A 26,518-nucleotide genomic window follows, 5' to 3' on the forward strand; every position below is an offset into this window, starting at 1 on the left:
TTCGCTGTTGCGCCGCGTCATGGCCGCGCGCCGCGGCCAATCGACACGGCGGCGCCATTCCTGTTGCAGCGCGTCACGCGTGCCGATTGCGCGCAGGCGGCGGATGTGGTGTTTATCGAAACACCTGTCCCAACACCTGTCGCAATTTGCGACAGCGGAGCCGTCATGGCGCAACAGCAATCGCAGCACCAGCTCGGCCACGCCCGCCGGATCTTCTTCGAGCGCGGCGGCGCCCCGGTCGGCCAGGTGCCGGACACCATCCTGCAGTCGTGGCAGCGCTGCCAGCGTCTGGGCCTGCCCGCGCAGGGCACGCCGCCGATCGAGCCGGTCAGCGCGCCGCGCCTGCGCGAATTGCGCGAGGCGCACGAGCGCCTGTGGCGGCTGGCCCGCGCCGAACTGGAAGGCCTGGCCGGCGATGCCGCCGCCACCGGCAGCATCGTGCTGCTGACCGACGAGGCCGGCTGGATCCTCGACGCCGAAGGCAGCCCGGGCTTCCTCGACAAGGCCGGGCGCGTGGCGCTGATGCCGGGCGCGTGCTGGAGCGAGACCCAGGTCGGCACCAACGCGATCGGCACCGCCATCGTCGAGAGCCGCTCGGTGGAAGTGCGCGGCGGCGAGCATTACTTCGCGCCGCACCAGATCCTCAGCTGCGCCGCGGTGCCGATCTTCGATCCCTACGGCCAGCTGGCCGGCGTGCTGGACATTTCCGGCGACGCCAGCGTGCAGCACATGCACGCGCTGGGACTGGCGCGGATGGCGGTGGCCAGCATCGAACACCGCTATTTCGACGACGGCATCGCCGATTGCGAACTGCTGCGAGTGCACCACGATGCGGCACTGCTCGGCACGGCGCGCGAAGGCCTGCTCGCGTTCCGCAACGGCAAGCTGGTCGCGGCCAACCAGGCCGGCTTGCGCCTGTTCGGACTGGAGCGGCACGACCTGGGCCGCGCGCCCTATGCGGCCTTGTTCGAAGAGCCGCTGTCGCGGCTGCGCCAGCAGGGCAGCGTGTTCGACCTGCAGGGCCGCGCCCTGCACGGGCGCGTCGACAGCATCGGCGACGCGCGGCCGCGGCGGCGTTCGCAGCAGCCGCCGATCACCGTGTCAGCGGCCACGCGCGCGCAGCACGGCGCCGATGCGCCGCTGTTCGATGCCGCGCAGGAACTGGCGCTGGAACGCGCGCGGCGCGTGCTCGATGCGCAGTTGCCGGTGCTGGTGCAGGGCGAGACCGGCACCGGCAAGGAAGTGTTCGCGCGCGAACTGCATCGGCGCAGCGCGCGCGCCGGCAAGCCGTTCGTCGCAGTGAATTGCGCGGCGCTGCCGGAAGGCCTGATCGAAGCCGAACTGTTCGGCTACGAGGACGGCGCCTTCACCGGCGCGCGCAAGCACGGCAGCCCCGGCCTGCTGCGCCAGGCCGACGGCGGCGTGCTGTTCCTGGACGAGATCGGCGACATGCCGCCGGCGCTGCAGCCGCGCCTGCTGCGCGTGCTGCAGGAACGCGAACTGTTGCCGCTGGGCGGCGGCAAGCCGGTGAAGCTGGATTTCGCGCTGATCTGCGCTACCCACCGCGACCTGGACGAGGCGATGGCCGAGCGGCGTTTCCGCCCCGACCTGTATTACCGCATCGCCCATCACAGCGTGCAGATTCCGGCGCTGAGCGTGCATCCGGATCGGCGTGGCTTGGTGCAGGAACTGTGGGCGCGGGTGGGGCAGGGCCGGCGCCTGACCGACGCGGCGCTGGCCACGCTGAGCGCCTATCCGTGGCCCGGCAACCTGCGCCAGCTGGTGGCCTGCCTGCGGACCTTGGTGGCACTGAGCGACGCCGGTGCCGTGGTGGACGTCGACGCGTTGCCGGCCTACCTGCCCGGCGCGGCGCGCGGCATGCGCGCGGCCGGCGGCGATGCGGTGCCAGGGCAGGGCGGATCGCCCGGCGACTCGCACGCGGTACGCGCGGACGCGCCACTTCCCCGGACCGACCTGGACAGCCTGGCCCTGGCGGCGATGCGCCAGGCCCTGGATGCGTGCGGCGGCAACGTCGCCCGCGCCGCGCGCCAGCTCGGCGTCAGCCGCAGCACGCTGTACCGCCGGCTCGGACTCGGCGCGGGTTGAGCGATCGCGTGTGCAGGCACTGCCGTTGTCCCTGCATCGCTGCGGCACTGGCGCATTCCGATGCGTCGAGATGCCCCGTGTAGAAGCGACTTCCGTGGCGACAGGGATTCCCGGTAGAGCCTGTCGCGACTGACGTCGCTCCTACATGAAGATCTCCTGCGCGTCGCATGCGCCACGCCGTGCCGGAGGCGTGCCGACGTCCGCGCTTGCCGGACGCAACGCGGCATCGGCAGCGCGTCGCCTGCGAGGGCGACGCGTTGCCGGCTGCGCTCAGTCGTAGGCGTTGTTGAGGCACGGCGAGCTCTTCGGCGTGATCACGCTGAAGCTGTCGTCGTACAAGGCGATGACGCAGGTGTTCGGCGCATCTTCGGTTTCGTAATTGCATTGCTTGCTGCTGCGGCTGCGCGAGACGTTGCCCATCTGGAACGATAGGCTCCAGTAGTCGTTGGAACCGGTCTGCGCTTCCAGTTTCACCGGCGGGGCCGACTCGCCCGGCGCCAGCGACACGGCAACCGATGTGTTGACGAAATTTCCGCAGGTGTGTTTGACGCTGACGTTGGTGATGGTCTGCCCGGTGCCGTTGTTGACGACGAACGTGCCCTGATAGAGCGTCGCGCTGACGCCCTCGGCCAGGACGGCCTTGTCGGCTTTCTCTGCCATGTGCTCTCTCCGGCGATGCATCGATTGAGGTGTGGACGGGTCCTTCGAAACGCGGCTTTAAACTAATCCCGCCAGCGCTGCAGCCGCCAGCGAACCAGCCGTGACCGGTAGACACCTCAACCGTGTTTTGTAGACGGAACGGGGGAGATTTTCTGATTTTCGTCACGGCACTTCGCCTATCGCGCCTGCATCGTGTCTCCCGGCTCGCGCATGGGATCGCGGCACCTGCTTGACGCGATTCGCTGCCGGCAGCCACGGCAGTCCGATTCGATCGCGGCGCTCGCGCACGATGGCCATCGCTCCGCATCGGATGCACGGGCGCAATGCACCCTCGTGCATCAACGCGGCCGCGCAGGCGGGAGCGACGGCGACGCGGCGGCCGGCGAGGGCAGCGTTGGCGCGTTCGCTGCCGGTGCCCCATTCCCGTTGTCGCGCTGGATCTGTTGCCGGGTGGCCTCGGCCTGGGTCTTGATCGACGGCGACGCGGCGGGGTTGGCCGCCACGAACGTGGCCAGCTGCAGCGCCAGGCCCGGATCCATCAGCCGCAGCAGGCCCAGCGCATTGCCCTGCCGCTCGGGATCGCCCGAGGTGATGTCGGCATAGAACAGTTCGACGTACTTGCTCTGCAGCGTGCGTGCGAATTCGTTCTGCTTGTCCTGCACGCCGAGCCTGGCCAGCGCCAGCTGGCCAGCGGAGATCTTGTCGGCGGCGGTGTTGCCGTAGAACGCCAGCACCGCGATCGCCAGCGGCGCCAGCGTCTTCTCCATGACCCAGAAAATGCGCTCGGCCACGGTCTTGTCCGCCTCCAGCTTCTGCTTGAGGTGCGCGATGTCGGCCAGCAAGCGATCGAGTTTTTCTTCCACGGCAACGTCTCGCGAGGTCGGCGCCCGCACGGACCATCCATGCGGCGGCACCTGTCGCGGCGACATGCGGCGTGGCATGCGAGCTGACGCATGCCTCGGTGCGCAGGTCGGACCGCCGTTCGATCGGTGCTCCCACCTAAGCGTCGCTAGCGGTCGTTTGTGAAAAAGCGCATATGTCATGCGCTGCGCGCGGCATGGCTTGCGCTTACGCGCAGACGCACCACGGCTGCGCTGCGCGCCACCGACGTCCGCAAGGAGCCGCGTCGCGCGAACGCGGCCTCACGGAACGATGCGCACGCTTTTCACGAACAGCAGCCGGTCGTCCGGACCCGGGCCGGCGATCCGGTCGCCGTTGGCTTCGGTCGCGTAGTCCAGCGCGACCCGCTTGCCCTTGAATGCCTTGTTCAGCGCGAACACGTCGCTCTCCGGCTCGGCGACGAACCAGTCGCCGCAGCGGGTCGCGCAATACGCTTCGACTTCCCGGCCATCGGCCGCGCGCACGACGATGGTCATGTCGTCGACACCGCCCCCGCCGACCAGTGTGCCGGTGACGGAAGCGGCCAGCGCGGTGGCCGGTGCGAGGACGGCGAGCGCCAGCAGCAATGCGGTTTTCATCAGCGTCTCCAAAGCTTGGCGGGGGTGGCCGTGAGGGCAGGGGACAGGTACGCGCCGAACGTTTGCGACGTTCGGTTGCATGGGCTTCGCCCGTCCCTGCCGGGCACCTTCCAAAACAGGATCATGGTGCCGAGGGGAGAGCGTTACTTCGAAAGCCGCCTCAATGCGCGAAATCCCACTGCAACCCGACCGTATAGCCGCGATCCGGTCCCGGCTCGTAGTAGCGGCCATTGCTGTCGTTGACGATGACCGAGCCGATGTAGGCGTGGTCGAGCGCGTTGTCGATGCGCGCGAAGGTGCGCAGCGCGCCATGCGCAGTGCTCCAGCGGCGCGAGGCCTCCAGGTTCAGCAGCGCGTAGCCGGGGGCGGTCTCGGTGGCCAGGTCGTTGGCCACGGTGTCGCCGGCGGCCACGGCTTCGACCGCGAACTGCCAGGCGCGCGGCTGCCACTGCCAGCGCGCGAAGAACTGCTGGCGCGGCACCCCGGGCAGGCGCGAACCGGCCGCGACCCGCGCGGTGGGCGTGGCGCAGCCGCTGCTGGCGCAGGTCAGGTAGGCCTGGCGCACGGTCGCCTGCAGCCAGGTGTAGGACAGCTGCAGCTGCGCGGTGTCGCCCAGCGGCAGCAGGTAGCTGGCCTCGGCGCCCTGGCGGCGGGTGCGACCGATGTTGCGGTAGGTGCTGCGGCCGTTGGTGTTGCTGGCCACCGCCAGTTCGTCGTCGGTATTGGCGCGGAACAGCGCCGCTTCCCAGGCCGCGCCGGCCTGGTCGCGCCATTTCGCGCCCAGTTCCAGGTTCTCGCTCCTGGCCGCGGACAGGTCCAGCGCCAGGCCGGCCCCGCCGTCGTTGCGATAGCCCAGCTCGTTGAAGGTCGGCGTCTCGAAGCCGCGGCCGGCCGAGGCGTAGAAGCGCAGGTCGTCAGTGGCGCGGAACACCACCCCGGCCACCGGCGTGGTCGCCGAATAATCGGTGCTGCCGCTGTCGTCCGGATTGCGGCCGACGATGTAGGCGTCGTCGGACCGGAACCGCACCTGGCTGTGGCGCAGCCCGGCCAGCAGCGACCAGCGCTCGCTGAACTGCCACCAGGCCTGGGCGAACTGGTCCACGTTCTGCACCTGGTCCTCCTGGTCGCGGCGCAGCCGGCCCTTCACCCCCAGCGTGCTGCCGACGAAATTCTCGTAGCCGGTGCGGTGCTGCTTCTGGCGGTCGGCATTGGCGCCGACGGTGAGCTGGAACGGGCGCCCGCCGAGCTCGCCCTGCCAGGCCCAGCGCGCGTCCACGCCGCCGTAGTCGCCGTCCAGGTCGATCAGCCCGCCGGCATGCAGCGGATTGGCCTGCACCGCCACCGGCACCGCCAGGTACTGCTGCACGTCGCGGCGCCCGGCGTAGCCCATCAGCCGCCAGGTCTGCTGGTCCACCTGCTGGGTGAAGATCGCCCCGGCCTGCGCCTGGCGCGTGGACTTGCGCGTATCGAACTGGGTCGCCACGGCGGTGGCCTGCTGCGGATCGGCATGGAACTGGGCGCGGGTCAGGCCCAGCGGATCCTGCGCCCACGGCGCGTCCAGGTAGTTCAGCACCAGGTCCAGGCGCCGGCCGGGGGCCAGGTCGAAACCGAACTTGGCGTTGACCGATTCGCGTCGCGCCTGGCTGTGGTCGCGGTAGCCGTCGGTGCGGAAGTGGGTGGCGGCCACGTTGTAGTGCACGTCGCCTTGCTGGCCCTGCAGCTGCGCCCCGGCGCTATACGTGCCGTTGCTGCCGACGGTGCTGCGCAGCCGCCACGGGTCGTCGGGCGCGCCGTCGGCGCTCCACAGCTGCACCACGCCGCCGGAGGAGTTGCCGTATAGCGCCGAGAACGGGCCGCGCAGCACCTCGATGCGCTCGGCGCCCAACATGTTGAAGTGCGACAGCTGGCCCTGGCCGTCCGGCATCGTCGCCGGGATGCCGTCCAGCAGCAGGCGCACGCCGCGCACGCCGAACGCCGAACGCGCGCCGAAGCCGCGGATCGACAGCTGCGTGTCCTGCGCATAGTTCTGGCGGTCGCGGGCCAGCAGCCCGGGCACGCCGGCCAAGGCCTCGGCGACCTGCACGCCGGTGCGGTTGCTGTCGCCGACGGTAATCGCGGTCAGCGAGGCCGGCAGGTCGAAATCGTCCACCCCGCTGACCCGTGCGGCCTGCACCTGCACGACCGGCAGGGTGGCGGGATCGGCATCGGCCGCGGCGGCGCAGACGACGGGCGACAGCCCCGCGGCGCAGAGGCCGCAGAGCAGGGCGAGGGGATGGCGATTGGGCATGCGTGCATCATCGCCCATGCGCCGCCCGGCCGCACGCCGCCCAGGGCGTGTCATCGATTCCCAAGTGGGTCGCGTTGGGTCTGTCAGGCCCAACCCGCAGGGCTGCTCGTGTGCGCCCTCGGCGCTACGTCATCGCCCGGGTGGAACCATCCTCCACGCCTTCTGGTGCTTGCCTCGTGCACGCACACGAGTGGCGCGATCTGCTTGCGGATTGAGGACGCGCCCTAGCGCAAAGCCCCGCCACGCAAGGACCTGCGTTTGCTAGGATGGGGCGTTTGACCGCGCCGGCTCCGGTCCCTCCCGGCCCCCACCTTTCGCCACCAAACGAGTACCGCCGTGTCCTTCTTTGCAAACGTGGAACAGGTCCCAGGCGACCCGATCCTGGGCCTGACCGAGGCCTACAACGCCGATTCCCGCCCGACCAAGGTCAACCTGGGCGTGGGCATCTATTACGACGAGAGCGGCCGCATTCCGCTGCTGCGCGCCGTCCAGCAGATCGAACGGCAGCTGGCGCAGGACGCCAAGCCGCGCGGCTACCTGCCGATCGACGGCCTGCCCGCGTACGACCTGGCCACGCAGAAGCTGCTGTTCGGCGCCGAGTCGCCGCTGCTGGCCGCCGGCCGCGTCGCCACCTCGCAGACCATCGGCGGCAGCGGCGCGCTGCGCGTGGGCGCGGACCTGCTGAAGAAGCTGCTGTCCACCTCGACCATCGCCATCAGCAACCCGAGCTGGGAGAACCACCGCGCGGTGTTCTCGGCCGCCGGCTTCGACGTGGTCGACTACACCTATTTCGATGCGGCCACGCACGGCCTGAACTTTGACGGCATGCTCGCCGATCTGAACAAGCTCGCGCCGGGCACCGTGGTGCTGCTGCACGCCTGCTGCCACAACCCGACCGGCGCCGACCTGACCCAGGAGCAGTGGCGCACGGTCGCCGCGCTGCTGAAGGAACGCAACCTGTTCCCGTTCGTCGACATCGCCTACCAGGGCTTCGACAAGGGCATCGACGAAGACGCCTACGCGGTGCGCCTGCTGGCCGAAGCCGGCGTGGACAGCTACGTGGTCGCCAGCTCGTACTCCAAGTCGTTCTCGCTGTACGGCGAGCGCGTCGGCGCGCTGTCGGTGGTCTCGGCCACCGCGGCCGAGAGCAAGGCGGTGCAGTCGCAGGTCAAGCGCATCATCCGCACCATCTACTCCAGCCCGTCCACGCATGGCGCCGCGCTGGTGGCCGGCGTGCTCACCAGCCCCGAACTGCGCGCGATGTGGGAGCAGGAGCTGACCGAAATGCGCGAGCGCATCCACGCGCTGCGTGCCGGCATGGTGCAGAAGCTGGCCGCCCTCGGCGCGCCGGAGTTCGGCTTCATCCAGCAGCAGGCCGGCATGTTCTCGTACTCGGGCCTGAGCAAGGCGCAGGTGGACCGGCTGCGCGAAGAGTTCGGCATCTATGCCGTCGGCACCGGCCGCATCTGCGTGGCCGCGCTGAGCCAGGCCAACCTGGACTACGTGACCCAGGCCGTGGCCACCGTGCACAAGGGCTGATCCGCACGGCGGCGCTGCACTCGCCAGGACCTGCATCTGCCGGTCCTGGCGTTCCGCGGCGTTTCACCGCCAGGCGTCGCGGAGAGTGGATAGTTGAAGCGGCAGCATGGACATCTGTCGCGCGCACCGTCAGCGCAGCAGCAGCGGGCCCGCTGCTGCCAGCAGCGCCGCCAGCAGACCGGCGGTCACGCGCAGGCCATACGCCTGCCCACCGCTGACCCACGCAATCACCGATTTGGTTCCCAGGCTGGCCGCCAGCAGCCCCAGCAGCCACGGCCGCGCACTGTCCGCGGCGATCTCGCCGGTTCCGGCCAACGTGGCCATCGTGGCCACCGCCGCGTGCAGTTCGGCGCACGCCGAGACGACCGAAGCGGCGATCGCGCCAGCGGGCCCGATCCAGCCTGCCAGCAGCGCCGATCCCCAGGTCAACCCCGCCAGCACCGCTGCAAAACCCAACGCCTGGCCGAAGCGGAACATGCGCCCCTGTGCGGTCGCCAGTGGCGGTTCGTTGCCGTCGCCGGCGCGCAACCCCAGCACCCCACCGACCAGCAGCGTGGCCCCGGCCGCGGCCAGTTCCGGCCACAACAGCTGCAGCAGCGAGGGCGAGATCGTCAGCAGGATCGGCACACACAGGCTCAGCGAGGCCAGGTTGGCGAACAACGCCGCCGCCACACCCGGCCGCAGCAGCGTCGGATCCGCGCGCACCTTGCGGCCGAAATCCAGCACCGCCGCGGTGGACGACACGAAGCCGGCCAACAGGCCGGCGATCGCCAGCCCCCAGCGATTGCCGACCACGCGTAGCGCGACGTGGCCGAGCGCACCGACCACCATCACCAACACCACCAGCCGCCACACCTTGGCCGGATTGATCGCACCCAGCGGGCCGTAGCCGCGATCGGGCAGCAGCGGCAGCACCACCAGCGCGGCGGCGAGCAACAGCAAGCCATCGGCCACCTCGCGTTGGCTGAGCACCGTGCGACTGAAGCGGTGCAACGGCGCCTTGGCGTACAGCAACAGCGCCACCACGATCCCCAGGGCCGTGGCCACCGCCGGCATCCGCGTCGCCAGGCCACCGAGCAGCCCGGTCAGCAGCAGCGTCACCTCGCCGGTGAGACCCGCATCGCGCGCGCGCGTGTTGCGATACGCCAGCGCGGAGAACACGCCGATGGTCGCGATCACCACCACGAAGCTCGCCTCGCCCAGGCCAAGCGCCACCGCCCCCGCCACCGCGGCCAGCGCATGCGTGCGCAATCCCGCGACACGGTGCGCGGCACCGCCGCGCTCGCGCACCAGCCCGATCAGCAAACCCAGTCCGAGCGCCGCTGCCAGCGTGCGCACCAGTGCAGGTTCCAACTCCAGCGCCATGATCGCTCCCCGTTGCGCCCAGCATAGCCGCGCTTGGCAGTGTGGGCCGCAATCCCGACAATGGCGGTCAATCCCCCACGAAAGGCTGCCTGCGCCCATGTCGCGAACCTCGCTGACCCGCTTCCTGATCGAAGAACAGCACGCCGGCCGCATCGGCCCGGAGCTGCGCCAGCTCATCACCATCGTGACCCGCGCCTGCAAGCGCATCTCCATCGCAGTCAGCAAGGGCGCCCTGGGCGGCGTGCTCGGCGACGCCGGCACCGGCAACGTGCAGGGCGAGGCGCAGAAGAAACTGGACGTGCTCAGCAACGACATCCTGCTCGAAGCCAACGCCTGGGGCGGCCACCTGGCCGCCTGCGCGTCGGAGGAGATGGACCACAGCCAGCCGGTGCCCGACAAGTATCCCAGCGGCGACTTCCTGCTGCTGTTCGATCCGCTGGACGGCAGCTCCAACATCGACGTCAACGTCTCCGTCGGCACCATCTTCTCGGTGCTGCGCGCGCCGCCAGGCACCGACAAGCCCGGCGACGAACACTTCCTGCAACCGGGCACCGCCCAGGTCGCCGCCGGCTACTGCATCTACGGCCCCAGCACGATGCTGGTGCTGACCCTGGGCCACGGCACCCATGCCTTCACCCTGGAACGCGAGGAAGGCAGCTTCCTGCTGACCCAGGCCGACATGCGCATCCCCGAGGACACCGCCGAGTTCGCGATCAACATGTCCAACCAGCGCCACTGGGAAGCGCCGATGCAGCATTACGTGGCCGATCTGCTCGCCGGCAGCGAAGGCGCGCGCGGCAAGAACTTCAACATGCGCTGGATCGCCAGCATGGTGGCCGACGTGCACCGCATCCTGACCCGCGGCGGCATCTTCATCTACCCGTGGGACAAGAAGGACCCGGGCAAGGCCGGCAAGCTACGCCTGATGTACGAAGCTAACCCGATGGGCCTGCTGGTCGAACAGGCCGGCGGCGCCGCCAGCACCGGCCGCGAGCGCATCCTCGGCCTGCAACCCGAACAGCTGCACCAGCGCGTGCCGGTGTTCCTGGGCTCCAAGAACGAAGTGGCCGAGGCGGTGCGGTACCACGTGGAGCACGACCAGGCGCAAGGCTGAGCGCGGCTTCACGCTGTCCGGCACGCCGGTTGCGACCGACGACACCCGCTTGCGCGCGGTGTCGTCGTTTTACCTGCACCTATGTCGCCGGCGGGGTTCTGGATTGACGCGCCGACTGACGCGAGGCGACGATGGGGGTAGGCCGCATTGACGCGGTCCAACGCGTATTTGGCACGCAAGTATGTCGACGACTCGCATCTACGCCGATTTCAATGGACTCGTTCGCGGCGTCAGGAATCCGCAAAGAACCGCCGTCGTGCTGGACACATTCGGCTCGCTGCGCGACCTGGCGAATGCCGGCCTGGTGCTTGAAGAAGGCATGCCGCTCATTGCCGTGGATGCGTCGGATGACGACGAAGATCTCGAAGGCCACGGAACCGCCCAATACGATCACGATCGGAATTGGTGGGTCGTGGAGTTCGATGATCACGGCGTGCGCTATGTTCGCGCTGGCGACAGGAACCCGGACAGCGAATTCCTGTGCGTGCATTGCAGGGCACCGCTGCCGGTGGCGTCCCCGGAAGCTGTTTTCATGCCGGACGCCGCCTGTCATTCTTGTGGAACAAGCGTGTTGGCGCCGTTCGCTCCGCCCCGGACCGCGACCACGCCGAACCCGGCGTGCAGACCGATGCAACGTTGGACCAAGGGACACCACATGCTCGAAAGATTGCGTACGCGCCTGTTCGGAAAACCCGTTGCGGCTTCGCCTGCCGACACTGTCCAGTGGCAGCAAGGCGGCCTCTACGTGACCGAGCGGGAGAACGGCAGGTTCGTGCCGCTCAAGATCCTCAAGCTGGACGCGCATGGCGTCCATATCCGTGTCTACAGCAATGTGTACCCGGAACCTCCCGCGCGCATCGACGAAGCCACGCTGTACATGGCCGGCGTGGACCGGCCGGACGACGTCCCGATGGGCATGGGCCACCTGCCGATCTCCATTGCCTCCTTTTCCGGTTGGGAAGCGCGATTCGTGCAGCCGTCCTCGGTGACCGCGGAAGAGCTGGACGGTTACGACATCTGGCGCGATGCCGAGGGCGGTTACTTCTAGCGTCGCCGCCTGCACACCGGTTCGACCGCCGTCGCTTCGCCATCGCCATCGCCATCGCCATCGCCGTGCGCAGGCCTGACAGCGGCATTCACCGCCTGGAAGTCGTGCGGCACTCCGTGAGCGGCGGGCGACGGCGCTCCCTGCATGGCGTACGTTCCGCGCCGTTGCTACGATGCGATGTCACTTCCCGCGAGCCGCTGCGCCATGAGCCTGCATGTCTGGTGGATGTTCTTGCTGACGGTGTTCGTGTTGTCGGGCACGCCGGGGCCGAACATGCTGCACGTGATGACGCGCAGCGTGCGTTTCGGCGTACGCCGCAGCCTGCTGGCGATGGCCGGCTGCCTGCTGGCGGTGGTGCTGGTGCTGCTGGCGTCGGCGGCAGGCCTGGGCGCGGTGCTGGACGCGTCGCCGCGCGTGTTCGAGGTGCTGCGCTACGCCGGCGTCGGCTATCTGCTGTGGCTGGGAATCGCCGCCTGGCGTAGCGGAGAGGCGCCGTTGGACCCGCAAGGCGCACCGCCCCTGACTGCGTCGCTGTCGCCGCTGCAGTTGTTCCGTGGCGGGCTGGCGATCGGATTGAGCAATCCCAAACTGCTGTTGTTCGCCGCCGCGTTCCTGCCGCAGTTCGTCGACAAGACCCAGCCGCAGTGGCCGCAATTCGCGATCCTGGTAGCGACCTTCGCCGCGTGCGAGCTGTTCTGGTACGCGGTCTACGGCATCGGCGGGCACGGCATCCGCCGCTACCTGTCCCGGCCCGGCCTGCGTCGGCTGTTCGACCGCGTCGTCGGAACCATCTTCATCGGGTTCGGCATCGTGCTGTTGCGCTTCCGGCCGCAGTAGCGGCAGGGCCGTGGCGGCGGACAGGGATGCCGCGGCCCGCCGTCGATTGCCGTCCGCGCGATGATTGCGCTGCGGAGCATCCCTTCACTCCGGTCAGGCCGCTTCGGCGCACGGTTTGGCCACAGCATCAGGCGATCCACGCATGACATGGCCCTTCGCATACCAAAACGCATCGCTGGAGTTCGAACGCTTCATGGTCGATGCGCGCGACGCGTCGGATCTGGCGACGACCAACATGGCCTGGAACATGGTGGTCGGCGTGCTGCACACCTTCCGGCGTCGCCTCACTGTCCAGGAAGGCCTCCGTTTTGCCGACATCCTGCCGCCGGTGCTGCGTGCGCTGTTCGTCGAAGGCTGGGACAGCGAAGCGCCGATCCTGGCGTTCGGCCCGGATGAGGACTTGTTGGCGGAAGTCCGCTCGGTTCGCGCCGCACACAATTTCGCCCCGCCCAACGCGGTGCAGGCCGTCGCCCAGGCATTGCGCAGGAACGTCGACAACGCGGAGCTGGACCGGGTATTGGCGACGCTGCCTGCCGGTGCCGCCGCGTTCTGGTCCGTCGCGCCGTCCGTTCGCGTCGCATGAGCCTGCACAAGTAGGATTCATGGCTGGGATCTGGGAGACTGGAATGCGTCTTCAACTACATGCAAATATGGTTGACCGAAGGACATCCAAAGTTGCTGACGCACTGCGTCCTGTATTCACCGCACTGAGCGATCGCGTAAGTGGGGACTACGGCGGATTCATGGAGCATCTTTGGATCGACCTAGAGCTGATTGAGGATCATGCCAAGCCGGACGGCACCCCTCGGCATCCGTTTCGATTTCAGAAACGCGTCTCTGGACGCTCGCCGCCTTTTGGCCTTCCTCCGGTTCCTGATAAATTGAACGTTGGTCACTTCAGCGTTCGGCCGGACTTTGAGCGCATCATAACTCTGCCGACCGCACAAGCTGTCGCTTATGCCGTCTTCTTGATCTACCAAGGCACCGACGTCCTTCATGCCAAAGCCAAGAGGCTCGGCGGCTTCGACGCAAACCTCTTCCGATCTCGGTTCCGCGACATAGCTCAAGAGCTCGGTTATCAGTGCGATGGCTGGCAATGCGTTGGAATCGAATCACCACTCGAGTCGACATGAACCGGCGGTATCGGGTTCCATCCATCCATTGCGGAACTGACGAGAGTGAGGCGCCATGAACCAGACGGTCTTCCTCATGTTCTTCTTCGCCACAGCGCCGGTCGCGCTGATGCCGAGCGTCATTTCCTGGCTCACCCGGCACCGTTCGCGGCGGCCGATCGTGATCGCCAATCTGGCGCTGTGGGTACTCATCTTCTTTGCGGCGAGAAGTTTCACCCTAGGCACGTCGAGCAAGTTCCAGTTGCCGACGCTGCTGGCCCTGATCGCGTGGCTGGTGTTGCTCGGCTATTCGATTCGTGGAAGTTCTTCGAAAGGAAGCTGAGCTCCCAGGAGATCAACGTTCTTTCGTGGCGGTACCGGTAGTGGGTGCGGCTGGTCCAACCGGTCGAGTCCATAGTCACGATTTCTATGGTTGGTTGACACGAACGGCGCGCGCGACCGGTCCTTATGCCGCTTCGCCCAGCGCGCCTGTACCTATCCCTCCACGCCCAGATCCTCCCGCAACCGCGCCAACGCGCGCCGCGCGTCGCCGACCACCAGCGGCGCCGGGACCGCCAGCATCAGGTTGAGCGGCAGGCCGAATTCCTCGAAGTGCCAGCCGTGGGTGTCGACGCGGCCGTCGGCGCCGATCGCGCCGGGATGGCGGGCGCGGATGCGCTGGGCGAAGCTGCCCTCGTCGGGGATGTAGCCGTACACCGGCTTGCCCAGGGCGACGGCGTAGCCGACCTCGAAGCAGGTGCCGCTGTCCGGCTCCGGGCCGCGGAAGAAATCCAGGTTGGCCAGCACCGCATCGGCCTGCGCGATCAGGCCGATGTTGGCCTCATAGATCCAGCGCGCCTGCGCGGCGGGATCGGCGATGTGCGCCGGCACCGCCTGGTCCAGCGGGAACAGGCCATCGAATCCGAATTCGCGGCACAGCGCCTTCAAGGCCTCGCCGCGGGCGGCGGCATCGGGGCGGAACACGTCGGGGCCGGCGAGGTACAGCGTGCGGATCATCGGCGAGGGCAGGTGGGCAGCGGGGCGCTCATTGTCGGCGCGCACATGGAGGGATGCCAACGACACAGCTGCGATGCCGCAGGATCGCTGGTAAGGTCGCGCGATGTCCGATTCCACTCCCGATTTCATCGAGGTCTTCAATGGCGCCATGTCCCGCGAGGACTGCGCCGCGATCATGCGCCGCCTGCGCGGCAGTACGCAGTTGCAGCCGGGCGAGGTCGGCAGCGGCGTATTCCCCGAGCTCAAGCATAGCCGCGACCTGCGCATCAGCGGCCTGGAGCCGTGGCGCGACGTGGAGCAGCGGCTGCAGCAGGCGGTGTTCGCCGGCCTGCTCGGCTACCTGCGCAAGTACCCGCAGGCACTGATCTCGCCGCTGATGCTGCAGGTGCCCGGCGCCGACGGCCAGCCGCACCGGCTCGGCGCCGACGATTTCGCGCTGCTCGACGACGCGGCGCTGTCCAACCTGGCCCGCACCTGCCTGCGTCCGGGCGCGATCAACCTGCAGTGGTATACCGCGGGCGAGGGCGGCTATCCGTACTGGCACTGCGAGCTGTACCCGCGCGATCCCGGCGCCGAAACCCTGCACCGGCATCTGCTGTGGACGCTGTACCTCAACGACGACTTCCAGGACGGCGAAACCGAGTTCCTGTTCCAGCAGCGCAAGATCGCGCCACGCGCCGGCAGCCTGCTGATCGCCCCGACCGCGTTCACCCACACCCACCGCGGCAACCGCCCGCAGGGCGGCGACAAGTTCATCGCCACCAGCTGGATCCTGTTCCAGTCGGCGCAGGCGCTTTACGGCCGGGAGTAGGGAGTCGGGATTGGGGATTCGCAACAGCGGGATGCGGCGGCTGTTGGCCTGCCGGCTTTCGTTTGGCCACTGACTGGCGCACGTTCTCGTCGCCAGCCAGATCTATCCCGGTACCGCCGCCGCCTTCCGGCGAAACTAGGGAAGAAGTCAGCGGCTACCGCAGCACGCCTTTGCGCGCTCTTACGAATCCCCAATCCCGACTCCCGAATCCCCGCCTCAAAACAGCACGCCCTGCGGCGAGGGCGCGCGCGGCGGCAGCGGCCTGACGAAGCGACTGCAGTCCAGCGCCGGGCGCGCGCGTTCCGCGTAGCCCAGCCGCTTGTGCGCCAGCGCGAAACGCCGCGCCAGCAGGTCGGCATAGACGCCTTCGCCGCGCATGCGCTTGCCGAAGGTGGCGTCGTAGTCCTTCCCGCCGCGCAGTTGCTGCACCGTGCTCATCACGTGCGCGGCGCGGTCGGGATGGTGCGCCTGCAGCCAGTCGCGGAACAGCGGCGCGACCTCGTGCGGCAGCCGCAGCAGCACGTAGCCGGCCGAGTCGGCGCCGGCGGCATGCGCCGCCTCCAGCACCGCTTCCAGCTCGTGGTCGTTGATCCATGGGATCACCGGCGCCACCATCACCCCCACCGGCACCCCGGCCTCGTGCAGGGTGCGCATCGCGCGCAGCCGCGCGTGCGGCGCCGAGGCGCGCGGCTCCAGCCGCGCCGACAGGCGCGGGTCCAGCGAAGTGACCGAGAAATGCACGCTGACCAGGTTCTCGCGCGCCAGCGGCACCAGCAGGTCCAGGTCGCGCTCGACCAGCGCGTTCTTGGTGATCAGCGAGAACGGATGGCGGGTTTCCCACAGCACCTCGATCAGCCGCCGGGTCAGCTGCAGCTTGCGCTCGATCGGCTGGTAGGCATCGGTGTTGATGCCCAGCGCGATCGGGCTGGGCGCGTAGCCGGGCTTGGCCAGTTCGCGACGCAGCAACTCCGGCGCGTTGGTCTTGGCGAACAGGCGGGTCTCGAAGTCCAGCCCCGGCGACAGGTTCAGGTAGGCGTGGCTGGGACGCGCGAAGCAGTAGCTGCAGCCATGCTCGCAGCCGCGGTACGGATTGACCGACTGCGAAAAGCCCACGTCCGGCGACTGGTTGCGGCTGATGATGCTGCGCGCGGTCTCCTCGCGCACCTCGGTGCGCAGCCGCGGCGCGGCGAATTCCTCGCTGTCGTCGGGGTGCCAGCCGTCGTCCTCGGCCTGGCTGATGGTGCGTTCGAAGCGGCCGGGCAGGTGGCTGCCGGCGCCGCGTCCCTTGATGGCCGTGCTCATCCGCACAGGCTACGCCGCCACGGTCTCAGCCACTGCGACGGCACGCGGGCAACGCTGAATCTTTCAGCGCCACGCGCAGGAGCCGCGCCGGCCCCGTAGAATCCGCCGATGTTCGTATTCGCGACACTGCAGAACACCTGGGACTGGCTGACCGGCATTCCCCATTTCGGCGCCTACCTCACCGCCGCCTATCTGCTGTACATCCTGTGGCTGAGCGGCTGGATCGTGCTGCAGAAGCGCGAGCCGGCGGCGACGCTGAGCTGGGTGCTGTCGCTGGCGGCGCTGCCGTACCTGGGCTTCGTCATCTACTACCTGCTCGGGCCGCAGAAGGTGAAGCGGCAGCGCCTGCGCCGCGGCCGCTCGCGCTCGGGCATGGAGCACTACAGCAGCGTCTGCCCGCCCGACGCCGATTGCACCGAGCTGGCCAAGATCGCCCAGGCCACCACCGGCCTGGCGCCGAGTTCGGCGACCACCGCGCAATGGCTGGTCGACGGCGCCGCCACCTACGACGCGATCGTGCGCGACATCGCCGCCGCGCAGCACCACGTGCACCTGGAGTACTACATCTTCAATCCCGACCGCAGCGGCACGCGCATCCGCGACGCGCTGGTCGAGCGCGCCCGCGCTGGGGTCAAGGTGCGCCTGCTGCTGGATGCGGTGGGTTCCTCGCAGGTGCGCAAGCGCTTCCTGCAGCCGCTGCTGGACGCCGGCGGCGAGGCGGCCTGGTTCCATCCCACCCAGCTGCTGCGCCCGTTCAAGTTCAAGCGGCCGTGGGTGAACCTGCGCACCCACCGCAAGATCGTGGTGATCGACGGGCGCATCGGCTTCACCGGCGGCATCAACGTCACCGACGAGGAGAACGAGGCGCTGCGCCCCGACGCCTACCGCGACCTGCACGTGCGCTGCGAGGGCCACGTGGTGCGCAGCCTGCAGCTGGTGTTCGTCGAGGACTGGCTGTACGCCACCCGCCAGGGCCGCGACGCCTTCGACATGGCGAAGATCTGGCCGCACGACATGCCCGGCCGCGACGACGGCGCGATCCAGGCGCAGGTGCTGGTGTCCGGTCCGGATTCGTCGTGGGAGAGCATCCACCGCATGCAGGTGGCGGCGATCTACGAGGCGCAGCGCAAGGTGTGGCTGGTGACGCCGTATTTCGTGCCGGGCGAGGCCGCGCGCATGGCGCTGACCTCGGCCGCGCTGGGCGGGCTCGACGTGCGCCTGCTGGTGCCCAAGCGCAGCGATTCGCGGCTGGTGACGCTGGCGGCGCGCTCGTATTTCGACGAGTTGCTGCAGGCCGGGGTCAAGATCTACGAGTACGGCCCGCGCATGCTGCACAGCAAGGCGCTGATCGTCGACGAGGAACTGTGCATCGTCGGCAGCGCCAACTTCGACAACCGCAGTTTCCGCCTCAACTTCGAAGTCTCGGCGATGTTCCGCGACCGGCAGATGACCCAGGAGCTGGCCACGCTGATCGGCCGCGAGATCGCCGATGCGGTGCAGGTGCGCGACGACCGCAAGCGCTCGCTGTGGCGCTACCGGTTGCCCGAGGCGATGGCGCGGCTGACCTCGCCGCTGCTGTAGGCGCGTCGTCGATCCCCGGACAGGTCGCGCCTTGCTTGCGCGTGCCAGGGAGCGGGGACGTCCACGCCCGGACGAGGCGGCCGCGGACGTATGCGAGCGAGACCCTGCGGGCTCGGCTCGAATGGCGGCACGCCGCCGGTTCCGACGGTTCGCCGTGGAACCGGTCGCCCGGGCGGCGCTACACTGCGCCCATCCTTGGGGAGATCGTCATGTACTGGCTTTTTCTGCTGCTCGCGCTCGCTGCCTTCGTCCTGGCGTTCTCCACGCCGCACATGTCGTTGCTGGTGCTGGCCTTGTTGGCGGCGCTGGGATTCCTGCTTGCCTGGGCGCGCGGCTGGTACGTGGCCAAGATCGGCGACGCCAGCCAACGCGATGCGGCACCGATGATCGATCCGGCCGAGCTGCGCCGGCTGCGCGAACAGGCCGAGGCGCGCCGCGCGGCCGCCGCCGCGGCCAGCGACGACGCGATCTCCTCGTAGGCGCCGCCCGCCGATGACCCGACTCAGCGTCAACGTCAACAAGATCGCGGTGCTGCGCAATTCGCGCGGCGGCGAACTGCCGAGCGTGCTCGAGGCGGCGCGCGCCTGCCTGGACGCCGGCGCGCACGGCATCACCGTGCACCCGCGCCCGGACCGGCGCCACATCCACGCCGAGGACGTGCTGGCGCTGGCCGAGCTGACCCGCGCGCGCGGCGTGGAATTCAACATCGAAGGCAATCCGTTCGCGCCACCGCGGCCGGGCTATCCGGGGCTGCTTCCGCTGTGCGCGCAGGTGCGTCCGGCGCAGGCCACCCTGGTGCCGGACGGCGACGGGCAACTGACCTCCGACCATGGCTTCGACTTCGCTCGCGACAGCGAACGGCTGCGTCCGCTGATCGCCGAGCTGAAGGCCCTGGGCTGCCGGGTCAGCCTGTTCGTGGATGCCGACAACCCGGACCTGGCACGCGCCGCCGAACTCGGTGCCGACCGCGTCGAGCTGTACACCGGGCCGTATGCGGAAGCGTTCGACCGCGGCGACGCCGCAGCGCCGGCCGCTTTCGCCGCGGCCGCACGCCGTGCCCAGGCCGCCGGTCTCGGCGTCAATGCCGGCCACGATCTGGCCCAAGCCAACCTTGGCGCGTTCCTGGCCGCGGTGCCGCAGGTGCTGGAGGTGTCGATCGGGCACGCGCTGATCGGCGAGGCGCTGTACGCCGGGCTCGATGCCACGGTGAAGGCGTATCTCGAGATCCTGGCTGCTGCGCGGTAGTCCATCTGCGTTTCGAGCAGAGACGGGAGCTTGTGCGGGAGTCTCTGGGGGAGAGCAGGCCATCGGCAACGGGTGAGCCTGCCGAACCTGAGGCCGTCGGAACCAATGGCCTGGGCCGCCCCGTTGCGAATCGCCATGCCAATTGCGACCTGTGGGAGCGACTTCAGTCGCGACGGGCCTTATCGATAGAGTTCGTAGCGACTGAAGTCGCTCCCACGATGGGCATTGTCAGCCGGCGCTAGTGCCGCGCTGGACGGTAACAGCGGAGCGCGCGCGTTCGGGAGCCATCCATTTCTTATGGATTGGGCGTGCGCTGCACCGTGGCGATCGGAAGCTCGCTCTTCTCGAGAAGCTATATCGGCGCAACCGACGCCACAGCAAAACCGACACTGGCACTTTTGTTTTCGCTCCATCGCCAAACAAAAGAACGCCACCGTTGCCGGTGGCGTTTGCAGTCCGTCATGGCGGAGCTGTTGCGCTCGAACGTATCACTGCACGAAGCCGATGCGGTCCACCTGCGCGTTCTTGGCCGCGGCCAGCACCTTGGCCATCACCTCGTATTCGGCATCGGGGTTGGCCTCGATGCGCAGCTCCGGGGTGTTGCCGGCGGCCTGCGCCATCGCCTCCTGCAGCCGCGGCTGCAGCTCGGCCAGGGGCAGGGGACTGGCGTTCCAGAACAGCTGGCCGCTGGCGTCCAGGCGCAACTGGATCGGCGGCGGCGGCTCGAGCGGCCGTTGCGGCGTGTCGACACGCTGCGGCAGGTTCATGGTGATCGGCCGCGTCACCAGCGGCACGGTCACGATGAAGATGATCAACAGCACCAACATGACATCGACCAGCGGCGTGACATTGATTTCCGACAACGGTCCCCGGTTCCCTGCGGTACTGAAAGCCATGGCCTGCCTCCTGTCCTGTGGTTGTGGTGTCGCGTCTCCAGCCTACACCTGGGACAGGGCGCCGCGCGAGGGGCCAGGCGCAGGACGCTGGAGATGCCGTGGGGCGTGATTGGCGGTGCGGCACCGCGACGCATCGCGCAGCCGTCTGCCAACGCGGTTTTCTGCTTATGGGCCGAGAGGAGGGAAGCATCGGCTTTCGGCGCAAACGGTCGTCGGTCGTCGGTCGCCGGTCGCCGGCAGGCGTTGCATCGAGGGTGCGGCCCGTCGCGACTGAAGTCGCTCCCACAATGGGTCCGACGGCGCGTTGCCGAACCTGCGAGCAGTCGTATGCCGGCGTCGATCTCCTGCCGGTTTGCACGACGCCGCCCAAAAAAAAAACGCCACCGTTGCCGGTGGCGTTGCAGTCGCGTCATGACTGAGGTGTTGCGGTAGAGCTTATTGCTGCACGAAGCCGATCTTTTTCATGTCCGAATTCTTGGCGGCGGCCAGCACCTTGGCCATCACTTCGTATTCGGAATCCGGATTGGCATCGATGCGCAGTTCCGGCTGGTTGGTCGGATCGCGCTGTACTTCGTTTTCCATCATCTGCGGAAGCGCCGTCACAGCCACCGGGCTGTTGTTCCAGAAGAGCTGGTTCGACGCATCGATACGCAGATCGATCGGCGGCGGCGGATCGCGCAACTGCGGCGGCGGGTTGATCACTCGCTGCGGCAGGTCCACGTCGATCGGGTAGGTCATGATCGGCGCGGTCACGATGAAGATGATCAACAGCACCAGCATCACGTCGACCAGCGGCGTGACGTTGATGTCGGCCATGGGACCACGGCCGCTTCCTGAGCTGAACGCCATGGCTCAGTTCCCCTTCTCTTTGGTCGCAACGAAGCCGACGTCCAGCATGCCCTGACCCTGCGCGATCTTGGTGATCTCGTTGATCGTACGCATCTTGGTCGTGCGGTCGCCACGCAGGTTGAGCGGCGGCTGCGGGGTCTGCTGGGCAGCGGTGGAGAAGCGCGATTCCAGGGCTTCCTTGGAAATCGGCTCGTCGTTCCAGTACAGCGACCCGTCTTCCTTGACCGCCAGCGTGATCGGATTTGGGCGTTTTTCCGCTTCGTCCGGGTTCTGCTTGAGGTTGGCTTCGGGCAACTCCACCTTGACCTTGTGGGACATCAGCGGTGCCGTGATGATGAAGATGATCAGCAGCACCAGCATCACGTCCACGAGGGGCGTGACGTTGATGTCGGCCATGGGGCCGCCGCTGTTACCACTACTGAAAGCCATAACGGGCTCCGTTAATCGTTGCGTGGACTACTCGACCGCGGATCAGCGAACGCGCGAACCAGTGGCGAAGAAGTCATGCAGGTCGTGGGCGAACGTATCGAACTTGGCGATCGTCGAGCTGTTGACCTTGCTGAAGAAGTTGAACGCGAACACGGCCGGGATCGCGACGAACAGACCGATCGCGGTCATGATCAGCGCTTCACCCACCGGGCCGGCAACGGCGTCGATCGAGGCGGAGCCGGTGGCACCGATCTTGATCAGCGCGCCGTAGATGCCCCACACCGTACCCAGCAGACCGACGAACGGCGCGGTCGCACCGACGGTGGCCAGCAGGGTCATGCCCGACTGCAGCTTGGTGCTTTCGCGGGTCACGGCCTGACGCAGGGCGCGGTCGACGAACTCCGAACGGCTCAGGGTCTCGCCCAGGCCGGTACCGGCACCGGCTTCGGCGCGCTGGTGGTGCGCAGCGGCCTGAGCGGCGTCGAGCGCGATCTTCGAGAACGGCTCGCTGGCCGGCTGCTCTTCCATCGCACGGATGGCGTCCTGCGCGTTCGGGGTGTCCCAGAACAGGCTGGTGACGCGATCGGCCTGGCCCTTCAGACGGGTGGCGCGGAAGATGTTGATGACGGTCCAGTACCAGGACGACGCCGACATGATGATAAGGGTGATGAGCACCACCCAGGAGACGGCGAAGTCACCCGGCTTGGAGGTCATCTCGGTGATCAGGTGCTCGAAGCCCATCTGCGACAGGGCGTTCGATGCGTTGTTGCCCCCCGCAGCAGCGGCGATGAAAATTTCCTGCAGCATGACGCTTACCTTTGTTGTGTGTGGTGATGAGGGTGGTGCAAAGAGTAGACAGGGCCTGCAGACCGGCGGGTGCGCCGGCCTGCTGCCTTTGTATCAGTTCAGCGCGAAGTTGACCGGTACGCGGACGCGGCCGGCGGTCTTCTGTCCATTGACGACAGCGGAATTGAACCGCCACTTGCGCGCTGCTTCCATGGCGGCGCGGTCCAGATCGCGATTGCGGCTGGATTTCTCGACGGAAACGTTGGTGACGTTACCGTTTGCATCGACATCGATGATCAGGATCACCTCGCCTTCCGCGCCCGACCGGAATGCGGACGGCGGGTACTTCGGCGGGTTCATGTTCTTCGACGAAATATCGACGCTGGCGCCGATGTCGGTCGCGGCAGCAGGCGGCGACGGCGGCGACGGCGGCGTGGCGATGTCGCTCGGGCGCGGCTCCGGCACGTCGATCACCGGGGCTTCCGGCGGCGGCGGCAACGGGGTCGGCTTCGGCGGGGCCAGGTTCTTGACCGGCGGCGGCGGGGTCTCCGGCGGCTTCGGCGGCGGCGGCGGCGGGGGGGGCGGCGGCGGCGGGGCGTCGACCAGGGTGACGACGATGTTGCGTTCCTTCTCCGCTGCCGCCTTCGGCGCAACGGCTGGAATCAGCAACAACATCAGCGCTGCCAGATGCAGCGCGATTACGAAGGCAATACCGATGATGCGCGGCCAGCTGAGGCCGGAAGCTTCATCTCTGTCGTAATGCCGATTGATGACCAATTGTTCCGTCATGCGCCAATGACTCGATTTAGGGGGGCCGGGATTCGCGACGAATCTGAATCCCAGTTCAGGCGGCTTGACACCGCAGGAACCTCCAAGCTTATACCAATCCCTGTGACCTGCACTACTTTAAGCACTGGTTTTCGGGGGCTTTTTTTGCTTTTTACTTCAGATTGATGATCTTCTTGGCGTCTTCCGGCTTCTTGACGCCCTTGGCGAGCGCCTGCTGCGCGGCCTGCTTGGCTTCCGGGATGCGGCCTTCCTGGTGCAGCACCTTGGCCAGGTTCAGATAGGTTTCGCCGTCCTTGGACAACGGCGCGGCCTTCTGCCAGTTCTCGATCGCCTGCGGCACCTGGTCGGTGTAGTAGTACGACTGCGCCAGCGCCAGATAGGTCTGGTAGTCAGGCTTGAGGATGCCCTTCTGCAAGCCTTCGTTGATGACCGAGATGACGTCCTTTTCCTTCTTGTCGGTGTTGGCGTAGATCGAGTACAGCTGCTTGTACTCCTTCTCGTCGGTCAACTGCCCGGCGGCACGCAGCTTGTCCATCACCGCGGCGGCCTTGTCCATCTGGTCGGCCTGCATGTACATGCTGGCCAGGTTGAGCTGGGCCTTCTTGTCGTTCGGCGTCTTCGCCGCCAGCGCTTCGGCGGCCTTGACCGCTTCACCGGTCTGCCCGGCGGCGGCGTAGGACGCCATCAGCAGCTGGTTCCAGCTGTCCTTGGGCTGGGGCGACGCGGCGATGGCCTGCTGCAGCACCGGGATCGCCTCCTGGTAGCGCTCGGTCTGGTACAGCGCCTGGCCCTTGAGGATCAGGTCTTCCGGGCGGGTCGACTTGGATTCGGCCAGGAACTTGTCCAGCGAGGCCAGGCCGGCGGCGGTCTCGTCGTCCTGCAGCTGCAGCTGCGCCAGCATCAGCATCGACTGGAAGTGGCCGTTGTTGTCCAGGCCGTTGAACTGGATCGCCTGCTGCAGGTACTGCTTGGCGGCCTTGCTGTCGTCCAGGTTGTAGGCGGCCTGCGCGGCCAGCTGCGCGGCGATCGACTTGTCGTATTCGTTGGCCGCGCTATTGGCCAGGATCTCGTCGGCCTGGGTGCGCACGCCGGCGTAGTCCTCGCCCTTGTTATAGGTGTCGATCAGCTTCTGCAGCTTGCTGCCGAGCTTGGCCGACGGCTTGCCGGTCGGCTCCTGGCGGGTGGCGTTGGGGAACATCACCGCGGCCTTTTCGTTCTTGGACTTGCGCGAGGAGCGCTGCTCGGAACGATCGGACTGCGCGACAGCGTCGGTCACCACCGCGCCGCCGAGGGCAGCAGTGATCACCAGGGACAACAGCGCTTGCTTGCGGATACTGAATTTCATGGATCACCTCGGTGGAACCGCCCTGAGCGGCACGGAAGACGGAGCGGCCATCCAGGGCCGAGCCAGCAAAACTAACAGAAACCTGTACGTGGTGAAAACGTTTTTAGGACGCATTGCCATGCACGGCGCGCGCCCACGCGCGGCGGCGCCGATGCGCTCAACCGCACTTCGGCGTCCGCCCGGCACTGCGCGCCTGCGCATACACGGGCTCAAGCGTAGCGACATCGCGTTGCAGTTCGCCGATGCGGGCACTGGGATCGGGGTGGGTGGACAGCCATTGCGGCGGGCGCTGGCCGCCGGCGGCCATCATGTTCTTCCACAGATCCACCGCCTGCGCCGGGTCGAACCCGGCCTGCGCCATCAGCCGCTGGCCGACCACGTCGGCCTCGCTTTCCTGGGTGCGCGAACCCGGCAGCAGGAACGCGGCCTGCGCGGTCATGCCGCCGACCTGGCCCACCGTGTCGGCCGCGGCGCTGCCGTAGCGCGCACCGGCCAGCGCGCCGAGCAGGCTGAGGCCGGTCTGGGTGCCCATCTGGCGGGTGATGCGTTCTTCGTGGTGACGCGAGATCACGTGGCCGATCTCGTGGCCGAGCACCGCCGCCAGCTGATCCTGATTTTTGGCCACGGTAAAGATGCCGCTGTTGACGCCGACCTTGCCGCCGGGCAGCGCGAACGCGTTGGGTTCCTTGTCGTCGAACAGGGCGGTTTCCCATGCGGTGCCGCGCCACTGCGGCGGCAACTGCGCGACCAGGGCGTTGACCACGCAGCGCACGTAGGCATTGCGCTTCGGATCGGAGTCGATCGGCTCCTTGGCCTTGGTCTCGGCAAAGGCCTTCAGGCCGAGTTGATCGAGTTCCTGCTGCGATACGCCACCCACGACCTGGGTACGCCCGGTCGGCGAGGTCGTGGTCGCGCACGCTGCCAGCAGCACCGCGATCGATGCCCCCAGTACAACCTTCTTCATACGGGTCCCCCTATGACACGCATCGCAGTGTGGTGGCACACGTCTTAACTTTTCGTCAAACAAATCTTCAAGTTGTGCCAAACCAGTACAACGCCGCGACAGCGACGGCATTGTTCAGCCCGTGCGCGGCGATCGGCGCCCACAAGGTGCCGGTGCGCTTGTACAGCCATGCGAACGCGGCGCCCATGCTGCCGTAGACCAACCACAGCTGCAGGGTTTCGGCCACGCCATTGCCGGTGGTGCCCGGCAATTCGTGCACCAGCGCGAATGCGGCGCCGCTGAGCACCATGCCCAACCGCGGCCGGCCGGCATCCCACAGGCGCCCGAACAGCACGCGGCGGAACAGCAGTTCCTCGTAGGCCGGGGCGATGAGCACCGCGAACACGACCAGGAACAGCGGCATCTGCGTCATCGCTTCGCGCATCAGCGGCAGGTTGGTCGGCACCGGCTTGATCCCCAGCTGCGCGCCGAGGTTGGACAGCACGCTGCTGCCCACGAACACCGCCACCGCGACCAGCAGCACCCAACCCCAGGTCGCCGGCACGCGCGCGGCCTGCCAGGAGGCGCGGCGTTCGGCCGCGCTGGCCGGGCGGCGCAGGAAGTACAGCAGCAAGGCCGCGGACAGGGTGCTGACCAGGGCGATCAGCAGCTGCGCCAGCGCCCCAGGCTGGCCGAGCTGGGAGGCCACGGCCGAGGCCAGCCGATCGGCGGCAATGCCCTGCGCCCGCAGTTCCATGGTGACCTGGAAGCCGCGCACCACGCCCCAGACCAGGCCGGACAGCACGCTGACGGCCAACAGCACGACCGCGGCAAGCAGCACGTCGAGGACGAAACCGAGCACCGGCTTGCCCCAGCCGGACGGCGGCGCGGCCTGGGTGAGCGGGGGCGTGGCGGGCGTAGGCGACGGCAGCGAGGTCATCGCGATCCTGGGCGAGAGCAGGCTAGGGGAGCGGAACGA

27 protein-coding genes are annotated in these 26,518 nt (G+C 68.0%); 12 read left to right on the top strand and 15 right to left on the bottom strand.

The annotated features are described in order from the left end of the window. The first annotated feature begins 165 nt into the window (after nt 1-165). The gene (locus H9658_RS19865) at nt 166-2,106 is read left to right on the top strand and encodes a sigma-54-dependent Fis family transcriptional regulator (RefSeq protein ID WP_191826674.1); all 1,941 of its coding nucleotides are present in this window, start codon (nt 166-168) and stop codon (nt 2,104-2,106) included. 270 nt (nt 2,107-2,376) lie between these two features. Here the strand turns inward: H9658_RS19865 and H9658_RS19870 are convergent, their stop codons facing one another. From H9658_RS19870 to H9658_RS19885, 4 genes are all read right to left on the bottom strand, one after another. Then, nucleotides 2,377-2,766, bottom strand: a complete 390-nt coding sequence (locus H9658_RS19870; RefSeq protein WP_225210138.1) for a hypothetical protein — start codon at nt 2,764-2,766, stop codon at nt 2,377-2,379. A 338-nt stretch (nt 2,767-3,104) separates the two neighbouring features. Then, nucleotides 3,105-3,629: a hypothetical protein gene (locus H9658_RS19875; RefSeq protein ID WP_191826675.1), complete on the bottom strand. Its 525-nt coding sequence runs from the start codon at nt 3,627-3,629 to the stop codon at nt 3,105-3,107. Between the two features lie 279 nt (nt 3,630-3,908). After that, nucleotides 3,909-4,244, bottom strand: coding sequence for a hypothetical protein (locus tag H9658_RS19880; protein WP_191826676.1), 336 nt, complete (start codon nt 4,242-4,244; stop codon nt 3,909-3,911). A gap of 160 nt (nt 4,245-4,404) precedes the next feature. Further along, entirely contained in the window at nt 4,405-6,531 is a 2,127-nt protein-coding gene (locus tag H9658_RS19885; RefSeq protein ID WP_191826677.1) for a TonB-dependent receptor family protein, read from the bottom strand. A 336-nt stretch (nt 6,532-6,867) separates the two neighbouring features. Between H9658_RS19885 and H9658_RS19890 the strand changes: the two genes are divergently transcribed. Next, a complete protein-coding gene (locus tag H9658_RS19890) occupies nt 6,868-8,070 on the top strand; it encodes an amino acid aminotransferase (protein ID WP_179570288.1) in 1,203 nt (400 codons plus the stop codon). Nucleotides 8,071-8,199: 129 nt separating this feature from the next. On the opposite strand, the gene H9658_RS19895 is transcribed toward H9658_RS19890, so the two are convergent. Beyond that, a complete protein-coding gene (locus H9658_RS19895; protein ID WP_179570286.1) occupies nt 8,200-9,435 on the bottom strand; it encodes an MgtC/SapB family protein in 1,236 nt (411 codons plus the stop codon). A 97-nt stretch (nt 9,436-9,532) separates the two neighbouring features. On the opposite strand from H9658_RS19895, the gene H9658_RS19900 reads away from it, so the two are divergent. From H9658_RS19900 to H9658_RS19925, 6 genes are all read left to right on the top strand, one after another. After that, entirely contained in the window at nt 9,533-10,549 is a 1,017-nt protein-coding gene (locus H9658_RS19900; RefSeq protein ID WP_191826678.1) for a class 1 fructose-bisphosphatase, read from the top strand. A gap of 181 nt (nt 10,550-10,730) precedes the next feature. Next, nucleotides 10,731-11,597: a hypothetical protein gene (locus H9658_RS19905; RefSeq protein WP_191826679.1), complete on the top strand. Its 867-nt coding sequence runs from the start codon at nt 10,731-10,733 to the stop codon at nt 11,595-11,597. Nucleotides 11,598-11,801: 204 nt separating this feature from the next. Then, complete coding sequence (locus tag H9658_RS19910; protein ID WP_191826680.1) at nt 11,802-12,434, top strand: LysE family translocator; 633 nt, start codon at nt 11,802-11,804, stop codon at nt 12,432-12,434. Between the two features lie 142 nt (nt 12,435-12,576). Next, on the top strand, nt 12,577-13,017 hold the full coding sequence (locus tag H9658_RS19915; protein ID WP_191826681.1) for a DUF2267 domain-containing protein: 441 nt from the start codon (nt 12,577-12,579) through the stop codon (nt 13,015-13,017). Nucleotides 13,018-13,060: 43 nt separating this feature from the next. Further along, the gene (locus H9658_RS19920; protein ID WP_191826682.1) at nt 13,061-13,567 is read left to right on the top strand and encodes a hypothetical protein; all 507 of its coding nucleotides are present in this window, start codon (nt 13,061-13,063) and stop codon (nt 13,565-13,567) included. A gap of 55 nt (nt 13,568-13,622) precedes the next feature. Next, nucleotides 13,623-13,889, top strand: a complete 267-nt coding sequence (locus H9658_RS19925; RefSeq protein WP_185821647.1) for a hypothetical protein — start codon at nt 13,623-13,625, stop codon at nt 13,887-13,889. Nucleotides 13,890-14,041: 152 nt separating this feature from the next. Here the strand turns inward: H9658_RS19925 and H9658_RS19930 are convergent, their stop codons facing one another. Then, nucleotides 14,042-14,608: a nucleoside 2-deoxyribosyltransferase gene (locus H9658_RS19930; protein WP_318241484.1), complete on the bottom strand. Its 567-nt coding sequence runs from the start codon at nt 14,606-14,608 to the stop codon at nt 14,042-14,044. 58 nt (nt 14,609-14,666) lie between these two features. On the opposite strand from H9658_RS19930, the gene H9658_RS19935 reads away from it, so the two are divergent. Continuing rightward, nucleotides 14,667-15,374: a 2OG-Fe(II) oxygenase gene (locus H9658_RS19935; RefSeq protein WP_191826683.1), complete on the top strand. Its 708-nt coding sequence runs from the start codon at nt 14,667-14,669 to the stop codon at nt 15,372-15,374. Between the two features lie 216 nt (nt 15,375-15,590). Here the strand turns inward: H9658_RS19935 and H9658_RS19940 are convergent, their stop codons facing one another. Then, nucleotides 15,591-16,676, bottom strand: a complete 1,086-nt coding sequence (locus H9658_RS19940) for a PA0069 family radical SAM protein (protein WP_191826684.1) — start codon at nt 16,674-16,676, stop codon at nt 15,591-15,593. A 108-nt stretch (nt 16,677-16,784) separates the two neighbouring features. On the opposite strand from H9658_RS19940, the gene cls reads away from it, so the two are divergent. The 3 genes from cls (at nt 16,785) to H9658_RS19955 (ending at nt 19,502) form a co-directional block, all read left to right on the top strand. Further along, nucleotides 16,785-18,257 (top strand): cardiolipin synthase, encoded by a 1,473-nt coding sequence (cls, locus tag H9658_RS19945; protein ID WP_191826685.1) that lies wholly within the window; start codon nt 16,785-16,787, stop codon nt 18,255-18,257. 209 nt (nt 18,258-18,466) lie between these two features. Next, nucleotides 18,467-18,736 (top strand): hypothetical protein, encoded by a 270-nt coding sequence (locus tag H9658_RS19950; protein WP_179570267.1) that lies wholly within the window; start codon nt 18,467-18,469, stop codon nt 18,734-18,736. Nucleotides 18,737-18,749: 13 nt separating this feature from the next. Further along, entirely contained in the window at nt 18,750-19,502 is a 753-nt protein-coding gene (locus H9658_RS19955; RefSeq protein WP_191826686.1) for a pyridoxine 5'-phosphate synthase, read from the top strand. 488 nt (nt 19,503-19,990) lie between these two features. Here the strand turns inward: H9658_RS19955 and H9658_RS19960 are convergent, their stop codons facing one another. From H9658_RS19960 to H9658_RS19995, 8 genes are all read right to left on the bottom strand, one after another. Next, on the bottom strand, nt 19,991-20,398 hold the full coding sequence (locus H9658_RS19960; RefSeq protein ID WP_179570263.1) for an ExbD/TolR family protein: 408 nt from the start codon (nt 20,396-20,398) through the stop codon (nt 19,991-19,993). 435 nt (nt 20,399-20,833) lie between these two features. Continuing rightward, nucleotides 20,834-21,247, bottom strand: coding sequence for an ExbD/TolR family protein (locus H9658_RS19965; RefSeq protein ID WP_039004766.1), 414 nt, complete (start codon nt 21,245-21,247; stop codon nt 20,834-20,836). 3 nt (nt 21,248-21,250) lie between these two features. Beyond that, nucleotides 21,251-21,676, bottom strand: a complete 426-nt coding sequence (locus H9658_RS19970) for an ExbD/TolR family protein (protein WP_179570261.1) — start codon at nt 21,674-21,676, stop codon at nt 21,251-21,253. Between the two features lie 42 nt (nt 21,677-21,718). Next, the gene (gene exbB / locus H9658_RS19975; protein WP_179570259.1) at nt 21,719-22,483 is read right to left on the bottom strand and encodes a TonB-system energizer ExbB; all 765 of its coding nucleotides are present in this window, start codon (nt 22,481-22,483) and stop codon (nt 21,719-21,721) included. A gap of 93 nt (nt 22,484-22,576) precedes the next feature. After that, nucleotides 22,577-23,251: an energy transducer TonB gene (locus H9658_RS19980; RefSeq protein WP_179570257.1), complete on the bottom strand. Its 675-nt coding sequence runs from the start codon at nt 23,249-23,251 to the stop codon at nt 22,577-22,579. 151 nt (nt 23,252-23,402) lie between these two features. Further along, the gene (locus H9658_RS19985) at nt 23,403-24,596 is read right to left on the bottom strand and encodes a tetratricopeptide repeat protein (RefSeq protein WP_179570255.1); all 1,194 of its coding nucleotides are present in this window, start codon (nt 24,594-24,596) and stop codon (nt 23,403-23,405) included. Between the two features lie 157 nt (nt 24,597-24,753). Further along, entirely contained in the window at nt 24,754-25,560 is an 807-nt protein-coding gene (locus H9658_RS19990) for a M48 family metallopeptidase (RefSeq protein WP_179570253.1), read from the bottom strand. 67 nt (nt 25,561-25,627) lie between these two features. Then, nucleotides 25,628-26,479 (bottom strand): CPBP family intramembrane glutamic endopeptidase, encoded by an 852-nt coding sequence (locus H9658_RS19995; RefSeq protein ID WP_179570251.1) that lies wholly within the window; start codon nt 26,477-26,479, stop codon nt 25,628-25,630. Between the last annotated feature and the right edge of the window lie 39 nt (nt 26,480-26,518).

Origin of the sequence: Xanthomonas bonasiae, from assembly GCF_014836395.1 — a bacterium.
GTDB lineage: Bacteria > Pseudomonadota > Gammaproteobacteria > Xanthomonadales > Xanthomonadaceae > Xanthomonas_A > Xanthomonas_A bonasiae.

Bases quoted from the DNA above. Each gene is read 5' to 3' on its own strand.
- H9658_RS19885 (WP_191826677.1), bottom strand. From the start codon at position 6,531: ATGCCCAATCGCCATCCCCTCGCCCTGCTCTGCGGCCTCTGCGCCGCG.
- H9658_RS19865 (WP_191826674.1), top strand. From the start codon at position 166: ATGGCGCAACAGCAATCGCAGCACCAGCTCGGCCACGCCCGCCGGATC.
- exbB (WP_179570259.1), bottom strand. From the start codon at position 22,483: ATGCTGCAGGAAATTTTCATCGCCGCTGCTGCGGGGGGCAACAACGCA.
- H9658_RS19905 (WP_191826679.1), top strand. From the start codon at position 10,731: ATGTCGACGACTCGCATCTACGCCGATTTCAATGGACTCGTTCGCGGC.
- H9658_RS19965 (WP_039004766.1), bottom strand. From the start codon at position 21,247: ATGGCGTTCAGCTCAGGAAGCGGCCGTGGTCCCATGGCCGACATCAAC.
- H9658_RS19960 (WP_179570263.1), bottom strand. From the start codon at position 20,398: ATGGCTTTCAGTACCGCAGGGAACCGGGGACCGTTGTCGGAAATCAAT.
- H9658_RS19950 (WP_179570267.1), top strand. From the start codon at position 18,467: ATGTACTGGCTTTTTCTGCTGCTCGCGCTCGCTGCCTTCGTCCTGGCG.
- H9658_RS19940 (WP_191826684.1), bottom strand. From the start codon at position 16,676: ATGAGCACGGCCATCAAGGGACGCGGCGCCGGCAGCCACCTGCCCGGC.
- H9658_RS19955 (WP_191826686.1), top strand. From the start codon at position 18,750: ATGACCCGACTCAGCGTCAACGTCAACAAGATCGCGGTGCTGCGCAAT.
- H9658_RS19970 (WP_179570261.1), bottom strand. From the start codon at position 21,676: ATGGCTTTCAGTAGTGGTAACAGCGGCGGCCCCATGGCCGACATCAAC.
- H9658_RS19990 (WP_179570253.1), bottom strand. From the start codon at position 25,560: ATGAAGAAGGTTGTACTGGGGGCATCGATCGCGGTGCTGCTGGCAGCG.
- H9658_RS19895 (WP_179570286.1), bottom strand. From the start codon at position 9,435: ATGGCGCTGGAGTTGGAACCTGCACTGGTGCGCACGCTGGCAGCGGCG.
- H9658_RS19910 (WP_191826680.1), top strand. From the start codon at position 11,802: ATGAGCCTGCATGTCTGGTGGATGTTCTTGCTGACGGTGTTCGTGTTG.
- H9658_RS19980 (WP_179570257.1), bottom strand. From the start codon at position 23,251: ATGACGGAACAATTGGTCATCAATCGGCATTACGACAGAGATGAAGCT.
- H9658_RS19920 (WP_191826682.1), top strand. From the start codon at position 13,061: ATGCGTCTTCAACTACATGCAAATATGGTTGACCGAAGGACATCCAAA.
- H9658_RS19870 (WP_225210138.1), bottom strand. From the start codon at position 2,766: ATGGCAGAGAAAGCCGACAAGGCCGTCCTGGCCGAGGGCGTCAGCGCG.
- H9658_RS19995 (WP_179570251.1), bottom strand. From the start codon at position 26,479: ATGACCTCGCTGCCGTCGCCTACGCCCGCCACGCCCCCGCTCACCCAG.
- H9658_RS19880 (WP_191826676.1), bottom strand. From the start codon at position 4,244: ATGAAAACCGCATTGCTGCTGGCGCTCGCCGTCCTCGCACCGGCCACC.
- H9658_RS19900 (WP_191826678.1), top strand. From the start codon at position 9,533: ATGTCGCGAACCTCGCTGACCCGCTTCCTGATCGAAGAACAGCACGCC.
- H9658_RS19915 (WP_191826681.1), top strand. From the start codon at position 12,577: ATGACATGGCCCTTCGCATACCAAAACGCATCGCTGGAGTTCGAACGC.
- H9658_RS19985 (WP_179570255.1), bottom strand. From the start codon at position 24,596: ATGAAATTCAGTATCCGCAAGCAAGCGCTGTTGTCCCTGGTGATCACT.
- H9658_RS19935 (WP_191826683.1), top strand. From the start codon at position 14,667: ATGTCCGATTCCACTCCCGATTTCATCGAGGTCTTCAATGGCGCCATG.
- cls (WP_191826685.1), top strand. From the start codon at position 16,785: ATGTTCGTATTCGCGACACTGCAGAACACCTGGGACTGGCTGACCGGC.
- H9658_RS19925 (WP_185821647.1), top strand. From the start codon at position 13,623: ATGAACCAGACGGTCTTCCTCATGTTCTTCTTCGCCACAGCGCCGGTC.